The organism is Streptomyces spiramyceticus (assembly GCF_028807635.1).
GTDB classification, from domain to species: Bacteria; Actinomycetota; Actinomycetes; order Streptomycetales; family Streptomycetaceae; genus Streptomyces; species Streptomyces spiramyceticus.
The window spans coordinates 3,180,819-3,199,770 of the sequence record NZ_JARBAX010000001.1; the positions used below are offsets into that span (position 1 = coordinate 3,180,819).

The following is an 18,952-nucleotide window of genomic DNA, read 5'->3' on the forward strand; positions in this document are numbered from 1 at the left end:
ACCAGTTGCTGTGGAGAACTCTCCGGATCCTGTGCACGGACCGGGGGACAGCACTGTGGACAAACTCATAGCACGCACACCCCCACCGCTCTGACCTGGTGTTTCTCCATCCACCGGCTGTGGGGGAGAAAAACTTTCACACCCGCGCCAAGTTCAGAACAAACGGCACACAGCCGAACCGTCAAAGCGTCCACAGGTAAGGACCACTAATGCATTGCGTCTCTTACCTGTGGAAGATTAGATTGGGCTCATGACACAGGCCTCCACGACGCCGAAGAACGGCCGCCGCCAACACGACCGCGAGATCATCGCGCTCGCCGTCCCCGCCTTCGGCGCCCTGGTCGCCGAGCCGCTCTTCCTGATGGCCGACAGCGCGATCATCGGCCATCTCGGGACACCCCAGCTCGCAGGTCTCGGCATCGCCGCGGCCCTGCTGATGACCGGCGTGAGTGTCTTCGTCTTTCTCGCCTATGCCACCACCGCCGCGGTCGCACGCCGCGTCGGCGCGGGCGATCTCCAGTCCGCCATCCGCCAGGGCATGGACGGCATCTGGCTCGCGCTCCTGCTCGGCGCCGCGGTCATCGTGGTCGTCCTGCCCTCTGCCCCCTGGCTCGTAGATCTCTTCGGCGCCTCCGACACGGCGGCTCCCTACGCCATTACCTATCTGCGGATCTCCAGCCTCGGCATCCCCGCCATGCTGGTCGTACTCGCCTCCACCGGAGTCCTGCGGGGCCTCCAGGACACCAAGACGCCGCTGTACGTCGCCATCGGCGGCTTCACCGCCAACGCGGCTCTCAATGTGGGCCTCGTGTACGGCGCCGAGCTCGGCATCGCCGGGTCCGCCTGGGGCACAGTGATCGCCCAGTGCGGCATGGCTGCCGTCTATCTCAGGGTGGTCGTACGGGGAGCCCGACGGCACGGCGCTTCACTGCGACCCGACGCGGCAGGGATAAGGGCCTCCGCCCAGGCCGGCGTCCCCCTGCTGGTCCGTACGCTCTCGCTGCGCGCCGTCCTGATGATCGCCACCGCTGTGGCGGCCCGTCTCGGGGACGCGGATGTCGCGGCCCACCAGATCATCCTGTCCCTGTGGAGCCTGCTCGCCTTTGCCCTCGACGCGATCGCCATTGCCGGACAGGCAATCATCGGGCGCTATCTGGGTGCCAATGACGCCGAGGGTGCACAGGAAGCCTGCCGACGCATGGTGCAGTGGGGAATCGTCTCCGGGGTGGTTCTCGGCGTGCTGGTCGCGGTATCGCGGCCGCTGTTCATACCGCTCTTCACAAGTGACCAGGTCGTGCGTGATGCGCTGCTGCCCGCACTGCTCGTGGTAGCCGTCTCCCAGCCCATCTCGGGAATCGTCTTCGTCCTGGACGGCGTGCTCATGGGTGCGGGCGACGGCCCCTATCTGGCATGGGCCATGCTGGCGACACTCGCGGTCTTCACGCCGGTCGCACTCCTGGTGCCCGTGCTCGGTGGGGGACTGACGGCCCTGTGGTGGGCGATGGTGCTGATGATGACCGTCCGGATGGTGACCCTCTGGGTGCGTGCCCGCTCGGGACGCTGGATCGTCACGGGCGCCACGCGCTGAGGCGATGTTTCACGTGAAACCGCAGAGCCGTGAACCGCAGAAGGGCCGCACCCCGAAGGGTGCGGCCCTTTGACTTTGCTCTGCGAGACGCAGCGCTTAGGCGGCGACGACCTCGACACCGAGCTTCGCAGCGACCTCGGCGTGCAGACGCACGGAGACCTGGTGCGAACCAAGGGTCTTGATCGGGGTGCCCAGCTCAACGCGGCGCTTGTCGACCTCGGGGCCACCGGCAGCCTTGATCGCCGAAGCGACGTCGGCGGGGGTGACGGAGCCGAAGAGACGGCCGGCGTCGCCGGAGCGAACGGCCAGACGCACCTTCACGCCCTCGAGCTTGGCCTTGATCTCGTTGGCCTGCTCGATGGTCGCGATCTCGTGGATCTTGCGGGCGCGGCGGATCTGTGCCACGTCCTTCTCGCCACCCTTGGTCCAGCGGATCGCGAAACCACGCGGGACCAGGTAGTTGCGAGCGTAGCCGTCCTTGACGTCAACGACGTCGCCGGCAGTGCCGAGGCCAGAGACCTCGTGGGTGAGGATGATCTTCATTTTTCGGTCACCCTTCCCTTATCGCGCGGTGGACGTGTAGGGCAGCAGCGCCATCTCACGGCTGTTCTTGACTGCCGTGGCGACGTCACGCTGGTGCTGCGTGCAGTTGCCGGTCACGCGGCGGGCACGAATCTTGCCGCGGTCGGAAATGAACTTCCGCAGCATGTTCGTGTCCTTGTAGTCCACGTACGTGACCTTGTCCTTGCAGAACGCGCAGACCTTCTTCTTAGGCTTGCGCACAGGCGGCTTCGCCATGGTGTTTCTCCTGTGTGATCAAGAAGTGGGGTACGGGCCCGCCCTAGAAGGGGGGCTCGTCCGAGTAGCCGCCGCCGGCGGAACCGCCGGAGCTTCCGCCCCAGCTGCCGCCGCCCTGCTGCTGACCGCCGCCGGACGGTGCACTGCTGGCCCAGGGATCGTCGGCGGGTGCGCCGCCGCCCTGCTGCTGGCCGCCACCGCTGGGGGCTCCGCCCCAGCTGCCGCCGCCCTGCTGGCCGCCACCGCCGCCGTAACCACCCTGACCGCCTCGACCGGTGGTCTTGGTGACCTTGGCCGTGGCGTTCTTCAGGCTGGGGCCGACTTCCTCGACGTCCAGCTCGTAGACCGTGCGCTTGACGCCCTCACGGTCCTCGTAGGACCGCTGCTTCAACCGGCCCTGCACGACGACGCGCATGCCTCGCTGAAGCGACTCCGCGACGTTCTCCGCCGCCTGACGCCAGACCGAGCAGGTGAGGAACAGGCCTTCGCCGTCCTTCCACTCATTGGTCTGCTTGTCGAAGATGCGGGGAGTGGACGCGACACGGAACTTCGCGACCGCCGCACCGGACGGGGTGAAGCGCAGCTCGGGGTCGTCGACGAGATTGCCGACGACCGTGATGACGGTCTCGCCTGCCATGGGTGAACCTCTCGGCGGGGATTGCTGCTGGCTGCTTGTTGCTACTCGGACCCGATTACCGCTGAGCTACGGAGCTCAGTGGGTTTCGGGGCGGAGGACCTTGGTCCGGAGGACCGACTCGTTCAGGTTCATCTGTCGGTCGAGCTCCTTGACGACCGCAGGCTCGGCCTGCAGGTCGATGACCGAGTAGATGCCCTCAGGCTTCTTCTTGATCTCGTAGGACAGACGACGACGGCCCCAGGTGTCGACCTTCTCGACCTTTCCGTTGCCCTCACGGACGACGGAGAGGAAGTTCTCGATCAGCGGGGAGACAGCGCGCTCCTCGAGATCGGGGTCGAGGATGACCATCACTTCGTAGTGACGCATGTGGAACCCACCTCCTTTGGACTCAGCGGCCACGGTCGTTCCGTGGCAGGAGGGTCGTGATGCGTACGCAACGGTATCGGCCGCCACTGACAAGCCGCCTCTTCGAGAGAGGAGCTCATTTCCTGGCATAGGCAGACACCGGTGCAGACCGTACAGAGTACCTGCTCACCACCTTCGGGTTGAAATCCGGCCGACAAGGGCCACAATCTGTACACATCGGGTCTGTGCGGCGTCATCGTTCGCCGCCGTCCGCCAGGAGGTGCTCCATGGCACAGGCAATGCGACGAAACAACTCGGCCTCTCTCCTCGCCACCGACGGCAAGCCTCATCCGCTCCAGGACACACTGATGGCCGTGACCCTGGTACTGGGCGCGATTGCCTTCATTACGGCGATGTTCCACGGCCTGCATCTGCTCAGCTCGTGGACAGGCCTGGTGGGCATCCTCACCGGCGCGTACGGCCAGTTCATCTCGGTGACGACGCGAGAGCGGTTCCTGCTGATCGTCGGCCTCGGAGCATCCGCCATCGGGTTCTTCCTCGGCATGGCGCACGGCGGTCTCTTCGGCGGCGTACTCGGCTAGGCCCGGCCCCCGCCCCGGCGCCAGACAGGGCGCTTCCTTGGCGCAGTAGGCTTCGGCGCGAGAGCCGGAGCCCCTGACCCATGGGGACACACCTGCCGAGGAGCGCCCCGCATGAGCCTGACCCTGAGGACCATTAGCCGAGAGCAGCATCTGGCGTACATCCAGAGCCTGCCCGCGGCTAGCCACTGCCAGGTCCCGGCGTGGGCTGATGTGAAGACGGAATGGCGCTCCGAGAGCCTCGGCTGGTTCGACAAGAACAGCGAGCTGGTCGGCGCCGGCCTGGTGCTGTACCGACAGCTGCCGAAGATCAAGCGGTATCTCGCGTATCTGCCCGAGGGCCCGGTGATCAACTGGTACGCACCGAACCTCGACGACTGGCTCCAGCCGATGCTGGCGCACCTGAAGCAGCAGGGTGCCTTCTCCGTGAAGATGGGCCCCCCGGTCGTCATCCGCCGCTGGGATGCGCCGAGCATCAAGGCCGGTATCCAGGACCCGGATGTGAAGCGCCTGCGGGATGTCGAGGCCACCCACATCGAGCCGCGCGCCTTCGAAGTGGCGGACCGGCTGCGGAAGATGGGCTGGCAGCAGGGCGAGGACGGCGGCGCCGGCTTCGGCGACGTACAGCCGCGGTACGTCTATCAGGTGCCGCTGGGGAACCGTTCGCTCGACGACGTCCTCAAGGGCTTCAACCAGCTCTGGCGGCGCAACATCAAGAAGGCCGAGAAGGCCGGTGTCGAGGTCGTCCAGGGCAGCTACGAGGACCTTGCCGAGTGGCAGCGGCTGTACGAAATCACCGCTGTGCGCGATCACTTCCGGCCGCGCCCCCTCTCGTACTTCCAGCGCATGTGGTCCGTCCTCAACTCCGAGGACCCCAACCGCATGCGGCTGTACTTCGCGCGGCACAACGGCGTGAACCTTTCCGCGGCGACGATGCTCGTCGTCGGGGGCCACGTCTGGTACTCGTACGGCGCGTCCGACAACATCGGTCGCGAGGTCCGGCCCTCGAACGCGATGCAGTGGCGGATGCTGCGCGACGCGTACGCGATGGGCGCGACCGTGTATGACCTGCGGGGCATCTCCGATTCTCTCGACGAGACCGACCACCTCTTTGGTCTGATCCAGTTCAAGGTGGGCACCGGCGGCGAGGCCGTCGAGTACGTCGGCGAGTGGGACTTCCCGCTCAACAAGGTGCTCCACAAGGCGCTCGACATCTACATGTCGCGCCGCTGATCTCCGTTCGAACCCGTTTCCCTTCATACCTCTGATACACCGCAGCCACGAGAAAGGTTCCGGACCGGCCATGGCGCTCACCCTCTACGTCGACACCGCGCGCTGGCGGGCGCACCAGAAGTCCGTACTCGATCAGTTCCCGGGGATCGTGCCGGTCTGCAAGGGCAATGGCTACGGTTTCGGCCATGAGCGGCTCGCGGACGAGGCGACCCGCTTCGGCTCGGACATCCTGGCCGTCGGCACCACGTACGAAGCGGCCCGCGTCAAGGACTGGTTCAGCGGCGATCTGCTCGTCCTCACCCCGTTCCGGCGGGGCGAGGAGCCGGTGCCCCTGCCGGACCGGGTGGTCCGCTCTGTGTCGTCGGTCGACGGCGTGCACGCCCTGGTCGGCGCCCGTGTCGTCATCGAGTGCATGAGCTCGATGAAGCGTCACGGCGTGAGGGAGGAGGAGCTCGGACAGCTGCACGCGGCCATTGAGGACGTACGCCTCGAGGGCTTCGCCCTGCACCTCCCGCTGGACCGTACGGACGGCTCGGACGCGGTCGAGGAGGTCATCGGCTGGATGGACCGCCTGCGGGCGGCCCGGCTGCCGCTGCACACGATGTTCGTCAGCCACCTGAAGGCCGAGGAGCTGGCGCGGCTGCAGCAGCAGTTCCCGCAGACCCGCTTCCGCGCGCGCATCGGTACGCGGCTGTGGCTGGGCGACCACGAGGCGACGGAGTACCGCGGCTCGGTGCTGGATGTGACCCGGGTGTCGAAGGGCGACCGGTTCGGTTACCGCCAGCAGAAGGCCGCCTCCGACGGCTGGCTGGTGGTGGTGGCCGGCGGCACGTCGCACGGTGTGGGCCTGGAGGCGCCGAAGGCGCTGCATGGCGTGATGCCGCGTGCGAAGGGTGTGGCGCGTGCCGGTCTGGCCACGGTGAACCGCAATCTGGCGCCGTTCGTGTGGGCGGGCAAGCAGCGCTGGTTCGCGGAGCCGCCGCACATGCAGGTGTCGATCCTTTTCGTCCCCGCGGACTCCCAGGAGCCCAAGGTGGGCGAGGAGCTGGTGGCCCATCTGCGCCACACGACAACGCAGTACGACCGCATCGTCGACCGCTGATCTCGTCGACCACTGAGCCAGATGCCGCCGAGCTGGTTGACCGACGAGCTGGTTGACCGCTGAGCTGGTTGACCGCTGAGCAGACGTCCCGGGCCTCAGGTCCGGGACGTAGTGCCCCACTCCACACGCGGCCCCTCGAAATGGTGCACGGCATGCCGCGCAGGGTGCGCCGCCCGTCCCAGCACAAAGGCGTCCTCCGCCCCGTCGAGCACACCGCCCGAAGGGTCGTCCGACCCGTCGCCCCGTACGGCGTCCCGCTCCGGCATGAGGATGTCTCGTACGACGACGGCGCACAGGTAGAGCGTCGCCAGCAGGTGGAGGGCGATGGCCAGCTGGTAGCCCTCTTGAGGCAGTCCCTGGTGCTTGTCGCCACTCGTCGTGTACGCCAGGTACATCCAGATACCGAAGTAGTACATGAGCTCGCAGGCCTGCCAGATCAGGAAGTCGCGCCAGCGCGGCCTGGCCAGTGCGGCAAGGGGGATCAGCCACAGGACGTACTGCGGTGAGTAGACCTTGTTGGTCAGGACGAAGGCGGCGACGACCAGGAAGGCCAGCTGGGCGAAGCGCGGCCGGCGGGGGGCCGTCAGGGTCAGCGCAGCGATACCCGCGCACACAAGGACCATCAGGAGCGTCGCGTACGTGTTCACGGCCTCGACGTCGAGGGGCTTGCCGGTGCGTTGGGTGATGATCAGCCAGAAGGACCCGAAGTCGACGGACCGTTCCTGGCTGAAGGTGTAGAACTTCTTCCACCCTTCCGGGGCGAGGAGCATGACGGGCAGGTTCACCGCGAGCCAGGCCCCTGTAGCGCCGAGTACTGCCGCACCGTACTGCCGGAATTTGCCCGCCCTCCAGCACAGCACAAGGAGGGGTCCGAGCAGCAGGACGGGATAGAGCTTCGCGGCGGTTGCCAGTCCGATGAGGATGCCGAAGGCGAGGGAGCGCCCCCGGGACCACATGAGCATCGCTGCGGCCGTGAGGGCGACTGCCAGCAGGTCCCAGTTGATGGTGGCTGTGAGGGCCAGCGCGGGCGCCAGGGCGACGAGCAGGGCGTCCCAGGGGCGGTGTCGGTGCGTACGGGCTACGCAGACCGCGGTGACGGCGGCGCAGATCATCAGCATGCCTGCATTGATCATCCAGTACGCCTGCTCGCGGCCCTGTACGGAGCCGTCGAAGGGGAGCGTAAGCCAGGCCGCCACCTGCATGAAGAGGCCCGTCAGGACGGGGTACTCGAGGAACTCCATGTCACCGGTCAGCCGGTCGAAATACGGCACAAGGCCGTCGGCGAAGCCGCGCCCGAGATACAGGTGGGGGATGTCGGAGTAGCAGGCGTGTGTGTACTGCGAACTGGTGCCGCGGAACCAGGCCCAGTCGTAGCAGGGGATCTTCTGCACCATGCCGAGCGCGAACATGCCGAGCGCCACCAGGGCGATGACGCGGACGGGTGTGAGTCGGCCGGCGCCCAGCCTGGCCCACCGGCCGACGGGGCCGCCGATCAGCTCGCTGCCGGCCGCCGCGACTTCGTCCTGCTGCGTGGGCCGTACTACGGGCCGGTCCTCGTGCACGCTCGTCATGGGGGTCATCCTGCCGTACGGGGCTGTGCACACGACGAGGGCCGCCGCACCGGGTGCGACGGCCCTCGTCATGGGTTGGCTGGCGGTGGCGCGTCAGCCGCCGCCTCCGAAGAGGCCGCCGTCACTGCCGTTTCCGTTGCCGTTTCCGCCGCCACCGGTATCGGTGCTGCCCGTATCTGTACCGCCCGTATCCGTACCGGCGGTGTCTGTGCCACCCGTATCGGTACCACCGGTGTCCGTACCGCCCGTGTCGGTGCCACCCGAATCGGTGCCGCCGACGTCCGTGCCGCCGTTGTCGGTACCGCCGTTTTCCTCGCACTCCCAGTCGAACGGCTTACAGGGCTTCTCCGGGTCAGTGGTCTCGGACGGAGCGGATTCCGAGGGCGTCACCGACGGGGTCACCGACGGTGTCTCGGACGGCGTCTCGCTGGGCGTGGGGGACGGCGTCGGGCTCGGCGCACCGGCCGAGTCGGCCCTCTTGCCGATCGGGCCGGGCTCGGGGAAGTCCCGCACTTCCTCGCCCTTGAGCGCGTCGCGCATGTAGTTCGTCCAGACCTCGGTGGGAATGTCACCACCGTGGATGGACGGGACGCCGCCGGTGCCGTTCATGGAGAGCAGCTTGCGGGACTCGGGGTCCGTACGGAACAGGGTGACCGAGGTCGACAGCTGCGGGGTGTAGCCGACGAACCAGGCGGACTTGTTCTTATCGGTGGTACCGGTCTTGCCGGCCACCGGGCGCCCCAGCTTCTGCGCCTTTTTGCCGGTGCCCTCGTCGCTCTCGACGACGTTCCGGAGAACGTCGGTGACATTGTCCGCGATGTTGTCGTCCATGACAGACTCTTCGGCTGGCTGCTCGAAGCCGTCCTGCGGCTGGCCCTTGTAGAGAACCTTGGAGACGGAGTAGGGCTCGTGGTGCGTGCCTGAGGCGGCGAAGGTCGCGTACGAGTCGGCCATGCGGATGGCACTCGGTGTGGACGTACCTAGGGAGAAGGACGCGTTCTGCTGGTCCATGCTCTCCTTGAGGATTCCGGTGTCCTCTGCCATCTTGGCCACCTTCGACAGGCCCACGTCGATGCCCAGCTGCACGAACGGGGAGTTGATGGACTTTTCCATCGCTTCCCTGAGGGTGACGTAGCCGTACGCCTTGTCGCTCTCGTTCTTCTGCCGGAACGGCTGCCCGTTCTTGCCCGGAACCGGATTGCCGCTGGGGTACTTAATCTCGAGCATGTCGTTGCCGTTGTACTTGCTCATCGGCGAAAGGCCCTCGCCGCCGGTCTTGTGGGTGCCGTGCTCCATCGCCGCGGCGAGGACGTAGGGCTTCCAGGTCGAGCCGACGGGGACGCCGGAGGTGTCGGCGTTGTTGGTGAAGTGCTTCTGGTCCCAGCCTTCGCCGCCGTAGATCGCGACGATCTTGCCAGTCTTCACGTCCACCGAAGCAGAGCCGAACTGGACGAACTTGTCCGTTTCCGGGCGCTTCTTGGTGTCCAGGAATTCCTTCTTGGTCTTCTTGACCGCCTTCTCCATCGCGTCGACCTTCTTCTTGTTGAAGGTCGTGTAGATGCGATAGCCCCCGCGTTCCAGCTGCTCCGGCGTGATGTTGGTCTGCTTCATCACGTACTTCTTGGCGGTCTCGACCAGGTAGCCCTTCTGGCCATCGAGGCCGCTGGCCTGGTCGGAGTCCCTGAGTTTCGGGAACGTCCTGTACTTTTCCCGCGTCTGCTGGGTCATACGTTTCACCTCGACCTCGCGGTCGAGGACCCACGACCAGCGCTCCTCGGCACGCGCGCGGTTCTTCTCGGGGGTGGCGTTGTCGCCGATGCCGCCGTCCGGGTTGAAGAGGTTCGGCCCCTTGAGGAGCTGGGCGAGGAAGGCGCTCTCGTCCGGCTCGAGGTCCTCGCTGTTCTTGCCGAAGTACGCCTGGGACGCGGCCTGGATTCCGTATGCGCCACGGCCGAAGTACGCGGTATTCAGATAACCGGCGAGGATTTCCTTCTTGTCCACCGTCGCGCCGACCTTGATCGAGATAAAGAGCTCGGTGAATTTGCGCTTCATCGTCTGGTCCTGCTCCAGGTACGTGTTCTTCACGTACTGCTGGGTGATGGTGGAGCCGCCTTGGGTCTCGCCGCCCGTGGCCATGTTGAACACGGCCCGGCCGATGCCCATGGGGTCGACGCCCCAGTCGTCGTCGAACGAGGCGTTCTCCGCTGCGATCACCGCGTCCTGCATGGACTCCGGAATCTTGTCGATGGTGACGATCTGGCGGTTGCGATCGCCGCCGGTGGCGGCGAGCTGCGTCTTGCCGTCGTCCCAGAAGAAGACGTTGTTCTGCGCCTCGGCCATGTCCTGTGCCTTGGGCGTATTGACCAGGGCAAGACCCACCCCCGCGCCCGCGACCATGATCGCGAAGAAGCCGAGGCAGGTACCGCCGACCAGCTTCCAAGAGGGTACGAACCGCCGCCACCCGTACTTGTCCGAGCGCGGGTAGTTGATGAACTTGCCCTTGGCCGGCGGGCCTCCGCGCCCCCGTCCGCGGCCGCTGCGGCCGCCTGCTCCCGTACTGCCGGCTTCGGCTCCGCGCCGGCGCGAGCCGCCGCCAGCGCCCCGCTGGGCGGCACGGCGGGCTTCCGCTCTGCTGCCGTACTGGCGCTCCTCTTCGTACGAACCGGAGGGAGACCCGGTGGTGGTGCCCCGCGTGGGAGCCGCGCGGCGGCCTGACGGCTGCTGTGCGGCTCGCCTGGCCGCGGCACGCCCGCTGTCTTGCGACTGTGGCGGTTTGCGACGGTGCTCGCTCATCGAACGACTACTCCTCGGGCAGGCGAGATCGCCTGGAAGCGGCAGTTGAGTTCCGGTCCCCCCGAAGTACGGACCAGCCCGGGGGCGGGCTCATCCGTACGGCCTCATGTGCATCCAGGACGAGGACGCTACCTGGCGTCACTTGGTTCCCGGTGGTGTGCATGCCGCACAGACTACGCACCGCCAAAACCCACCCAGTGCCGATCTTCACCCCAAATCAGGCAAGTTGCGTCCTGCGAATCGGTGATGTGACGCCGTTCACTCTGCCCCCACTTGTCGCATCGGGACTCCCGTTCTATCGTCTGGATGTATCGAGTCGATACATCAGCTCGGCATAAGGCCCGTCGGCGACTGGGGAGGCGAGGAATGAGCAGGCGCTCAGGCATCCTCGAATTCGCCGTGCTCGGCCTGCTGCGCGAGTCCCCGATGCACGGTTACGAGCTGCGCAAGCGGCTCAACACCTCGCTGGGGGTCTTCCGTGCCTTCAGTTACGGAACCCTCTACCCATGCCTCAAGACGCTGGTCGCCAACGGCTGGTTGATCGAGGAGCCTGGCAGCGCTCCGGAGGACGCGCTTGCCGCTTCGCTCGCGGGACGCCGCGCCAAGATCGTCTACCGGCTGACGGCGGAAGGTAAGGAGCACTTCGAGGAGCTGCTCTCCCACACCGGCCCGGATTCCTGGGAGGACGAGCACTTCGCGGCCCGTTTCGCCTTCTTCGGGCAGACCGAGCGCGAGGTGCGGATGCGGGTGCTCGAGGGCCGCAGGAGCCGGCTGGAGGAGCGTCTTGAGAAGATGCGCGCCTCCCTGGCCCGTACCCGGGAGCGCCTGGACGATTACACGCTTGAGCTGCAGCGGCACGGCATGGAGTCCGTGGAGCGCGAAGTGCGCTGGCTGAACGAGCTCATCGAGAGCGAGCGGGCGGGGCGGGACCAGCGACGGTCCACCCCCGAGAGCCCGGCTCGCCAAGACACCACATCTGGAGAGACGGGCGGCCTGCCCCGGCACCGGGATGACACCCCGCCGGATCCGTCCGACGACACCGCCAAGTGAGGCCCCTGCACACCGCAGGGCCTCGTCGAGTACACACAGGGAGCAACCGCCAATGGGTTCGGTTCGCGTAGCCATCGTCGGCGTGGGCAACTGCGCCGCCTCGCTGGTGCAGGGCGTCGAGTACTACAAGGACGCCGACCCGGCGGGCAAGGTCCCGGGTCTGATGCACGTGCAGTTCGGCGAATATCACGTGAGTGACGTCGAGTTTGTGGCCGCCTTCGACGTCGACGCGAAGAAGGTCGGCCTCGACCTCGCGGACGCCATCGGCGCCAGCGAAAACAACACCATCAAGATCTGCGACGTGCCCAACACGGGTGTGACCGTCCAGCGCGGCCACACCCTCGACGGCCTGGGCAAGTACTACCGCCAGACCATCGAGGAGTCCGCCGAGGCCCCGGTCGACATCGTCCAGACCCTCAAGGACCGCCAGGTCGACGTTCTCGTCTGCTACCTGCCCGTCGGCTCCGAGGACGCTGCGAAGTTCTACGCGCAGTGCGCCATCGACGCCAAGGTCGCCTTCGTCAACGCTCTCCCGGTCTTCATCGCCGGCACCAAGGAGTGGGCCGACAAGTTCACCGAGGCGGGCGTCCCGATCGTCGGCGACGACATCAAGTCGCAGGTCGGCGCCACCATCACGCACCGCGTGATGGCGAAGCTCTTCGAGGACCGGGGCGTCGTCCTGGACCGCACGATGCAGCTGAACGTCGGCGGCAACATGGACTTCAAGAACATGCTCGAGCGTGAGCGCCTGGAGTCCAAGAAGATCTCGAAGACGCAGGCCGTCACCTCGCAGATCCCTGACCGTGACCTTGGTGCGGACAACGTCCACATCGGCCCGTCGGACTACGTGGCGTGGCTGGACGACCGCAAGTGGGCGTACGTACGCCTCGAGGGCCGCGCCTTCGGTGACGTCCCGCTGAACCTGGAGTACAAGCTCGAGGTCTGGGACTCCCCGAACTCCGCGGGTGTCATCATCGACGCCGTGCGCGCCGCGAAGATCGCCAAGGACCGCGGCATCGGCGGCCCGATCCTCTCCGCGTCCTCGTACTTCATGAAGTCCCCGCCGGTGCAGTACTTCGACGACGAGGCCCACCGCGCCGTCGAGAAGTTCATCAAGGGCGAGGTCGAGCGCTAAAGCTCGGCCCTGTCCGATCGTTGAGGGTCCCCTGGCAATCCGCCCGGGGACCCTCCTCGTGTGTGACCCTTGCTCGCATGCCCGTCGTAGGTGATCTGCGTGTACTCCTGCGCCTGACCAACTTCCGCCGCCTGCTGACGGTGCGACTGCTCTCCCAGTCCGCGGACGGCGTCTACCAGGTGGCGCTGGCCTCGTACGTCGTTTTCTCCCCGGAGAAGCAGACCTCGCCCGGCGCCATCGCCTCGGCGATGGCCGTCCTGCTGCTCCCCTATTCCGTCGTGGGTCCCTTCGCCGGCGTGCTGCTCGACCGCTGGCAGCGTCGCCAGGTCTTTCTGTACGGGAACCTGCTGAGGGCAGTGCTCGCCTGCGGCACAGCGCTGCTGATCCTGGCTTCCGTGCCGGACTGGCTCTTCTACGCCTCGGCCCTCTCTGTCACCGCCGTCAACCGCTTCGTGCTGGCCGGGCTGTCGGCCGCCCTGCCGCGCGTCGTCGACGCCGACCGGCTCGTCATGGCCAACTCGCTCTCGCCGACTGCGGGCACGCTCGCCGCAACCGCCGGCGGTGGTCTCGCCTTCGCGGTACGGCTCGTGGCGTCGGACTCCGATGCGGCGGTGGTTCTGGTGGGTGCCGCGCTGTACCTCTGCGCCGCCCTGGCGTCCTTGCGGATGAGCCGTGAGCTGCTCGGCCCCGATCCCGAGTTGGTCCTGCCGCGACTGGGTGCCGCGCTGGCCTCCACGGCACGCGGTTTCGCCGACGGGCTGCGGCATCTCGCGGAGCGCCTGCCCGCCCGCCGTGTGCTGGCCGCAATGACGCTGATGCGCTTTTGCTACGGCGCGCTCACGGTGATGGTGCTGATGCTGTGCCGGTACGCCTGGTCGGACGGCTCGGACGGGCTGGCTCTGCTCGGGGTCGCTGTCGCGATGTCGGGGGCGGGGTTCTTCGCGGCCGCTGTGCTCACCCCGTGGGCAGTGGGGCGGCTCGGAGCGTACGGGTGGATGGTGGTGTGTGCCGGATCGGCCGCCGTACTCGAACCGGCTCTTGGCCTGCCCTTCGCACCTGTGCCGATGATGGCCGCCGCCTTCGTGCTCGGGCTCACCACGCAGGCCGCGAAGATCACCACGGACACGGTGGTGCAGTCGGAGGTCGACGATGCCTATCGCGGGCGGATCTTCTCGGTCTACGACGTGCTGTTCAACGTCGCGTTCGTAGGGGCCGCGGCGGTGGCGGCGTTGATGCTGCCCCCCGACGGCCGCTCGGCCGCTCTGGTGGTCACCGTCGCGGTCGTCTATGCGGTGGCCGCCGCGATCGTGTCCCGTTGGAAGCGCGTTGGTGGCGTCCTATAGCGTGCGCGCGTCAAATACTCATGTGCGCAGCGCATTCTCAGGGGGACTCCCGTATGACCTATCCGCAGCAGGGCCCTTCACCGTACGGACAGCAGCCCCCGCAGCAGCCGTACCCGCCGCAGCCCGGCTACGGCTATCCCCAGCAGCAACAGCCTTACCCGCCTCAGCAGCAGTACCCGCAGCAGCCTTATCCGCCGCAGCAGTACCCACAGCAGCAGCCGGGCGGCTACCCCGGCCACATGGCGCCGCAGGGCCCGCCGCCTCCGCCGCAGGCGCCCAAGAACATGTCGGTGATACGCAACCTCACCATCATCGTGCTGCTGCTCGGCGCTCTGGGCGGCCTGAAGTTCGGCTGGGACAAGGTCTTCGAGTCGGACGCGAAGGCGGCGGCGGTCGGAGACTGCATGAAGAACAACGGCACCGAGTTCACGCCGGACATGGAGGCGGTCGACTGCGGCAACTCGGCCGCCCAGTTCAAGATCGCAGAGGTTCACGATGACACCACTGACATGAACCTCTGCGACAAGACCAAGTACACGGCTTACACCGAGACTTCGGGACGACGTAAGAGCAGGACCAGCGTCGTCCTGTGCCTGACGGACCTGAAGGCCAACTAGCCGAAGCGACTGGATCGGCTGACGCGGAAGGGGCGGTGTTTCACGTGAAACACCGCCCCTCAGCCCATCCGCACTCCGTCATGTTTCACGTGAAACATGCGCTCAGCTCTGGGCCGCCCACCACTCCTTGAGTGCCGCGACCGCCGCCTCGTGCTCCATCGGGCCGTTCTCCAGCCGCAGCTCGAGCAGGAACTTGTACGCCTTGCCGATCTCCGGGCCGGGCCTGATGCCCAGAATCTCCATGATCTGGTTGCCGTCCAGATCGGGCCGGATGGAGTCCAGCTCCTCCTGCTGCTGCAGCTCCGCAATGCGCTCCTCAAGCCCGTCGTAGGCCCGCGAGAGCGCGCCCGCCTTGCGCTTGTTGCGCGTAGTGCAGTCAGAACGGGTCAGCTTGTGCAGCCGGTCCAGCAGCGGGCCCGCATCGCGTACGTACCGTCGCACCGCCGAGTCGGTCCACTCCCCGGTCCCGTACCCGTGGAAGCGCAGATGGAGCTCCACGAGTGTCGAGACGTCCTTGATCAGGTCGTTGGAGTACTTGAGAGCGGTCATGCGCTTCTTGGTCATCTTGGCCCCCACCACCTCGTGGTGATGGAACGAGACCCGACCGTCCGCCTCGAAGCGCCGCGTCCTCGGCTTCCCGATGTCATGCAGCAGAGCCGCCAGCCGCAGAACGAGGTCCGGACCGTCCTCTTCGAGGTCCATGGCCTGTTCCAGCACGGTCAGCGAGTGCTCATAGACGTCCTTGTGCCTGTGATGCTCATCACTCTCCAGGCGCAGCTCAGGCAGCTCTGGAAGCACGTACTCGGCGAGCCCGGTGTCGACAAGCAGCCTCAGACCCTTGCGCGGGTCGTCCGAGAGAATCAGCTTGTTGAGCTCGTCACGTACTCGCTCCGCCGAGACGATCTCCAGGCGCTCGGCCATGGCCGTCATCGCGGCGACAACTTCGGGCGCCACCTCGAAGTCGAGCTGAGCGGCGAACCGTGCTGCGCGCATCATGCGCAGCGGGTCGTCGGAGAACGACTCCTCGGGCGTCCCGGGAGTGCGCAGAACACGGGCCGCGAGGTCTTCCAAGCCACCGTGCGGGTCGATGAACTCCTTCTCCGGGAGCGCGACGGCCATCGCGTTGACGGTGAAGTCGCGGCGTACGAGATCTTCCTCGATGGAGTCGCCGTAGGACACCTCGGGCTTGCGCGAGTTCCTGTCGTACGCCTCGGAACGGTACGTCGTGACCTCGATCTGGTAGCCCATCTTCTGGGATCCCACCGTCCCGAAGGCGATCCCGACCTCCCACACCGAGTCCGCCCACGGCCGGACGATCTTCAGCACGTCCTCGGGGCGGGCGTCGGTCGTGAAGTCCAGGTCGTTGCCGAGCCTGCCGAGCAACGCGTCCCTGACCGATCCACCGACCAGGGCGAGACTGAACCCCGCCTCCTGGAAGCGGCGAGCGAGGTCGTCGGCGACAGGGGCGACTCGCAGCAGCTCGCTGACCGCGCGGCGCTGCACCTGGCTCAGGGCACTGGGATTGTCTTCGTTGGCGTTCGGCACAACAGAAAAGGGTACGTGCCCCAGCCGGCCGAAGCTCCCCAGTTTCCCTCCGCCCGGAACACTCTCGCGATCATGTGGCGCAGTCCGCAGCACTTCGCCACAGCGCACCTCGTTACCATGCGTGGACGCATTAATCGACAACCACCACCACCGGCAGCAGACGACGACAAGGGACGGGCGAGCGCGTGGCCGAGGCGGCAGACTTCCAGGGGACGACTCCCTCACCTGCCCGCCGGTGGCTGCGGCGCACAGCAGCGCTGCTCGCCGGCACCCCCCTGGTAGCGGGCCTCTTGTGCCTCCCGGCGGCTGCCCCCGCGCACGCCGCGGAGGAGGGCACCGGCTCACGCACCGTCGACGTGTCCCTCGACACACTGACCCCCAGCGCCCCGGTGGAGGGCGGCAAGGTCACGGTCTCGGGCACGATCACCAACAGGGGCAAGGAAACCGTCACCGACGCCCATGTCGGGCTGGGCGTCGGGCCGCGGATGTCCAGTAGGTCCGCGATCGACTCGGCGGCCGAACGCACCGGGTACACGAACGGGCTCGACGCCGCGGAAATCGGCGGGAAGTTCACCAAGAAGTTCGCGAAGCTCCCCGCCGGGATAAGCGAGGGATTCAGCATCACGGTGCCGGTCGGCAAGCTGGGTCTCGGCGACCAGGGGGTCTACCAGCTGGGTGTGTCCCTGTGGGGGCAGACGCCGACCCGCCCGTACGAGCAGGTGCTGGGCATCGAACGGACCTTCCTGCCCTGGCAGCCGGAGGACACGGAGAAGAAGACCCAGCTCACCTATCTCTGGCCGCTGATTTCCTCCACACATCTCACCGCCGAGACAGGTTCGGACGAGCAGCAGACTCCGGTCTTCAAGAACGACGACCTCGGCGCGGAGCTCGCACCGGGGGGACGGCTGGAGCAGCTCGTCTCGCTCGGCAAAGAGCTGCCGGTGACGTGGGTCGTGGACCCGGACCTGCTCGCCACCGTCGAAGCGATGACAAAGGGCTACCAGGTCAAGTCCGAGGACGGCGAAACAACGGTCGCCGGAAAGAACCAGGCCGTCGCCAACCGGTGGCTGAGCAATCTCCAGAAGGCCGTGCAGGGCCGCAAGGTCGTGGCGCTCCCGTTCGCCGACCCCGATCTGGCCTCTCTGGCGCACCGCGGCAAGGACGTCCCCGGATCTCTCAGCCACCTGAAGCCGGCGACCGATGTCGCTGCCACGGCCGTGCAGTCGATCCTCCTCACGGAGCCCTCGACGGACTTCGCGTGGCCCGTGGACGGTGCCGTGGACCCCTCGGTCGTCGACGTCGCCACCTCGGCCGGTGCGCACAACGTGATCGCGCGCAGCGACAGCCTGCAGGAGACCGGGGGCCTGCCGTACACACCCTCCGCGGCCCGGCCGATCGGCGGCGGCACGACGGCCGTAGTCGCCGACGCCCGGCTCTCCACCGCCTTCCAGGGCGACATGTCGACGGCGGATGACTCCACACTCGCGGTGCAGAAGTTCCTGGCCCAGACGCTGGCGATCACCCTTCAGAACGAGGGCAAGCAGCGCAGCATCGTCGTCGCCCCGCAGCGGCTGCCGTCCGCGAGCCAGGCACAGTCGATGGCGAGCGCCCTGCACGGGCTCGACGCCCAGCGCTGGTCCCAGCCGCTGGACATGGTGGCAGCGGCGAAAGCCAAGCCCGATGCCGAGGCCACGACCCAGGTGCCGGGTGAGGCCGCGTACCCCGGGGCGCTGCGCAAGCGGGAGCTTCCGGCCAAGGCCTTCCAGGACATCAAGGCCACGCAGGACAAGCTCGACAATTTCAAGGTGATCCTGACCGCACAGGACCGGGTGGTCACGCCCTTCGGCAATGCGATCTACCGAGCGATGTCCACGTCCTGGCGCGGCAACGAGCGGACCGCCCAGGCGTACCGGACCGGCGTTCAGAGCTACCTGATGAGCCTCACCGACGAGGTGCAGCTCATTCAGAAATCCGATGCGACCCTGTCGGGGCGCAGCGCCACCATTCCGGTGACTGTCCAGAACAAGCTGGTGCAGGGCGTCGAGCACTTGGTGCTGCGGCTGGAGTCGACCAAGCCCACCCGCCTCAAACTGGACGGCAAGCAGACCATCGCCGAGCGGCCGGTGAAGGTCGCGGGCGGCCACAGCCAGTCGGTGAAGTTCACCGCCACCGCGAACGCCAACGGCCCGGTCCCGGTGGTCGCACAGCTCTACACCGAGGACGGCAAACCGTACGGCCGCTCCATGGAGTTCACGGTGGACGTCAACGAGTTCACTCCCACCGTCATGCTGGTGATCGCCGGCGGCGTGCTGCTGCTTGTTCTCGCGGGCATCAGGATGTACACCCAGCGCAAGCGTGCGGCGGCCCGTGAGGCCGGTGACGGGGCCGACGGCCCCGAGCAGCCGAGTGACCCGACACCGGACACTGGACCGGAAAGCGGCAACCCGTCGGGCACGGGTGAGAAAGTGGACCGTTGAGCAACGCCGTGGCCGGCCGGCCGAGGACGATGAGGGGTTGCAATGCCGCGTCTTTCCGGGGGACAGTCCCCGGATCCGTGGCCGCACACCCAGCAGGGCACAGCTCGCCGGAACAGGAA

The 18,952-nt window shown here is 67.1% G+C and carries 16 protein-coding genes; 9 read left to right on the top strand and 7 right to left on the bottom strand.

Features of this window, described 5'->3' with window-relative positions:
- The first annotated feature begins 250 nt into the window (after positions 1-250).
- Positions 251-1,588, top strand: coding sequence for an MATE family efflux transporter (locus PXH83_RS14315; RefSeq protein WP_274560521.1), 1,338 nt, complete (start codon positions 251-253; stop codon positions 1,586-1,588).
- A 96-nt stretch (positions 1,589-1,684) separates the two neighbouring features.
- Here the strand turns inward: PXH83_RS14315 and rplI are convergent, their stop codons facing one another.
- From rplI to rpsF, 4 genes are all read right to left on the bottom strand, one after another.
- Positions 1,685-2,131: a 50S ribosomal protein L9 gene (gene rplI, locus PXH83_RS14320; RefSeq protein WP_214920718.1), complete on the bottom strand. Its 447-nt coding sequence runs from the start codon at positions 2,129-2,131 to the stop codon at positions 1,685-1,687.
- An 18-nt stretch (positions 2,132-2,149) separates the two neighbouring features.
- A complete protein-coding gene (gene rpsR / locus PXH83_RS14325; RefSeq protein ID WP_003949403.1) occupies positions 2,150-2,386 on the bottom strand; it encodes a 30S ribosomal protein S18 in 237 nt (78 codons plus the stop codon).
- Between the two features lie 43 nt (positions 2,387-2,429).
- Positions 2,430-3,023: a single-stranded DNA-binding protein gene (locus PXH83_RS14330; RefSeq protein ID WP_214920717.1), complete on the bottom strand. Its 594-nt coding sequence runs from the start codon at positions 3,021-3,023 to the stop codon at positions 2,430-2,432.
- A gap of 75 nt (positions 3,024-3,098) precedes the next feature.
- Positions 3,099-3,389, bottom strand: a complete 291-nt coding sequence (gene rpsF / locus PXH83_RS14335; protein ID WP_006604399.1) for a 30S ribosomal protein S6 — start codon at positions 3,387-3,389, stop codon at positions 3,099-3,101.
- A 266-nt stretch (positions 3,390-3,655) separates the two neighbouring features.
- Between rpsF and PXH83_RS14340 the strand changes: the two genes are divergently transcribed.
- The 3 genes from PXH83_RS14340 (at position 3,656) to PXH83_RS14350 (ending at position 6,302) form a co-directional block, all read left to right on the top strand.
- On the top strand, positions 3,656-3,970 hold the full coding sequence (locus tag PXH83_RS14340; RefSeq protein ID WP_274560522.1) for a hypothetical protein: 315 nt from the start codon (positions 3,656-3,658) through the stop codon (positions 3,968-3,970).
- Between the two features lie 111 nt (positions 3,971-4,081).
- Positions 4,082-5,200, top strand: a complete 1,119-nt coding sequence (locus PXH83_RS14345) for a lipid II:glycine glycyltransferase FemX (protein WP_274560523.1) — start codon at positions 4,082-4,084, stop codon at positions 5,198-5,200.
- Between the two features lie 70 nt (positions 5,201-5,270).
- On the top strand, positions 5,271-6,302 hold the full coding sequence (locus PXH83_RS14350) for an alanine racemase (protein WP_274560525.1): 1,032 nt from the start codon (positions 5,271-5,273) through the stop codon (positions 6,300-6,302).
- 95 nt (positions 6,303-6,397) lie between these two features.
- Here PXH83_RS14350 and PXH83_RS14355 read toward each other — a convergent pair whose 3' ends face one another.
- Positions 6,398-7,882 (bottom strand): glycosyltransferase family 87 protein, encoded by a 1,485-nt coding sequence (locus PXH83_RS14355; protein ID WP_274562829.1) that lies wholly within the window; start codon positions 7,880-7,882, stop codon positions 6,398-6,400.
- 84 nt (positions 7,883-7,966) lie between these two features.
- The gene (locus tag PXH83_RS14360; RefSeq protein ID WP_274560526.1) at positions 7,967-10,666 is read right to left on the bottom strand and encodes a transglycosylase domain-containing protein; all 2,700 of its coding nucleotides are present in this window, start codon (positions 10,664-10,666) and stop codon (positions 7,967-7,969) included.
- A gap of 366 nt (positions 10,667-11,032) precedes the next feature.
- On the opposite strand from PXH83_RS14360, the gene PXH83_RS14365 reads away from it, so the two are divergent.
- The 4 genes from PXH83_RS14365 to PXH83_RS14380 all read left to right on the top strand — a co-directional run bounded on the left by PXH83_RS14365 (position 11,033) and on the right by PXH83_RS14380 (position 14,811).
- The gene (locus PXH83_RS14365; protein WP_274560527.1) at positions 11,033-11,716 is read left to right on the top strand and encodes a PadR family transcriptional regulator; all 684 of its coding nucleotides are present in this window, start codon (positions 11,033-11,035) and stop codon (positions 11,714-11,716) included.
- 52 nt (positions 11,717-11,768) lie between these two features.
- Positions 11,769-12,851 (top strand): inositol-3-phosphate synthase, encoded by a 1,083-nt coding sequence (locus tag PXH83_RS14370; RefSeq protein WP_274560528.1) that lies wholly within the window; start codon positions 11,769-11,771, stop codon positions 12,849-12,851.
- A gap of 77 nt (positions 12,852-12,928) precedes the next feature.
- Complete coding sequence (locus tag PXH83_RS14375) at positions 12,929-14,194, top strand: MFS transporter (protein WP_274560530.1); 1,266 nt, start codon at positions 12,929-12,931, stop codon at positions 14,192-14,194.
- Between the two features lie 53 nt (positions 14,195-14,247).
- A complete protein-coding gene (locus PXH83_RS14380) occupies positions 14,248-14,811 on the top strand; it encodes an LppU/SCO3897 family protein (protein WP_274560532.1) in 564 nt (187 codons plus the stop codon).
- A 102-nt stretch (positions 14,812-14,913) separates the two neighbouring features.
- Here PXH83_RS14380 and PXH83_RS14385 read toward each other — a convergent pair whose 3' ends face one another.
- Entirely contained in the window at positions 14,914-16,356 is a 1,443-nt protein-coding gene (locus PXH83_RS14385; RefSeq protein ID WP_274560533.1) for a CCA tRNA nucleotidyltransferase, read from the bottom strand.
- A 185-nt stretch (positions 16,357-16,541) separates the two neighbouring features.
- Here PXH83_RS14385 and PXH83_RS14390 point away from each other — a divergent pair, with 185 nt between their 5' ends.
- Positions 16,542-18,833: a DUF6049 family protein gene (locus PXH83_RS14390; protein ID WP_274560534.1), complete on the top strand. Its 2,292-nt coding sequence runs from the start codon at positions 16,542-16,544 to the stop codon at positions 18,831-18,833.
- Positions 18,834-18,952 lie beyond the last annotated feature (119 nt).

Excerpts from the sequence above, each read along its gene's own strand:
- rpsF (WP_006604399.1), bottom strand. The coding sequence starts at position 3,389 with ATGCGTCACTACGAAGTGATGGTCATCCTCGACCCCGATCTCGAGGAG.
- PXH83_RS14355 (WP_274562829.1), bottom strand. The coding sequence starts at position 7,882 with ATGACCCCCATGACGAGCGTGCACGAGGACCGGCCCGTAGTACGGCCC.
- rplI (WP_214920718.1), bottom strand. The coding sequence starts at position 2,131 with ATGAAGATCATCCTCACCCACGAGGTCTCTGGCCTCGGCACTGCCGGC.
- PXH83_RS14315 (WP_274560521.1), top strand. The coding sequence starts at position 251 with ATGACACAGGCCTCCACGACGCCGAAGAACGGCCGCCGCCAACACGAC.
- PXH83_RS14375 (WP_274560530.1), top strand. The coding sequence starts at position 12,929 with ATGCCCGTCGTAGGTGATCTGCGTGTACTCCTGCGCCTGACCAACTTC.
- PXH83_RS14345 (WP_274560523.1), top strand. The coding sequence starts at position 4,082 with ATGAGCCTGACCCTGAGGACCATTAGCCGAGAGCAGCATCTGGCGTAC.
- PXH83_RS14360 (WP_274560526.1), bottom strand. The coding sequence starts at position 10,666 with ATGAGCGAGCACCGTCGCAAACCGCCACAGTCGCAAGACAGCGGGCGT.
- PXH83_RS14350 (WP_274560525.1), top strand. The coding sequence starts at position 5,271 with ATGGCGCTCACCCTCTACGTCGACACCGCGCGCTGGCGGGCGCACCAG.
- PXH83_RS14330 (WP_214920717.1), bottom strand. The coding sequence starts at position 3,023 with ATGGCAGGCGAGACCGTCATCACGGTCGTCGGCAATCTCGTCGACGAC.
- PXH83_RS14365 (WP_274560527.1), top strand. The coding sequence starts at position 11,033 with ATGAGCAGGCGCTCAGGCATCCTCGAATTCGCCGTGCTCGGCCTGCTG.
- PXH83_RS14380 (WP_274560532.1), top strand. The coding sequence starts at position 14,248 with ATGACCTATCCGCAGCAGGGCCCTTCACCGTACGGACAGCAGCCCCCG.
- PXH83_RS14370 (WP_274560528.1), top strand. The coding sequence starts at position 11,769 with ATGGGTTCGGTTCGCGTAGCCATCGTCGGCGTGGGCAACTGCGCCGCC.
- PXH83_RS14340 (WP_274560522.1), top strand. The coding sequence starts at position 3,656 with ATGGCACAGGCAATGCGACGAAACAACTCGGCCTCTCTCCTCGCCACC.
- rpsR (WP_003949403.1), bottom strand. The coding sequence starts at position 2,386 with ATGGCGAAGCCGCCTGTGCGCAAGCCTAAGAAGAAGGTCTGCGCGTTC.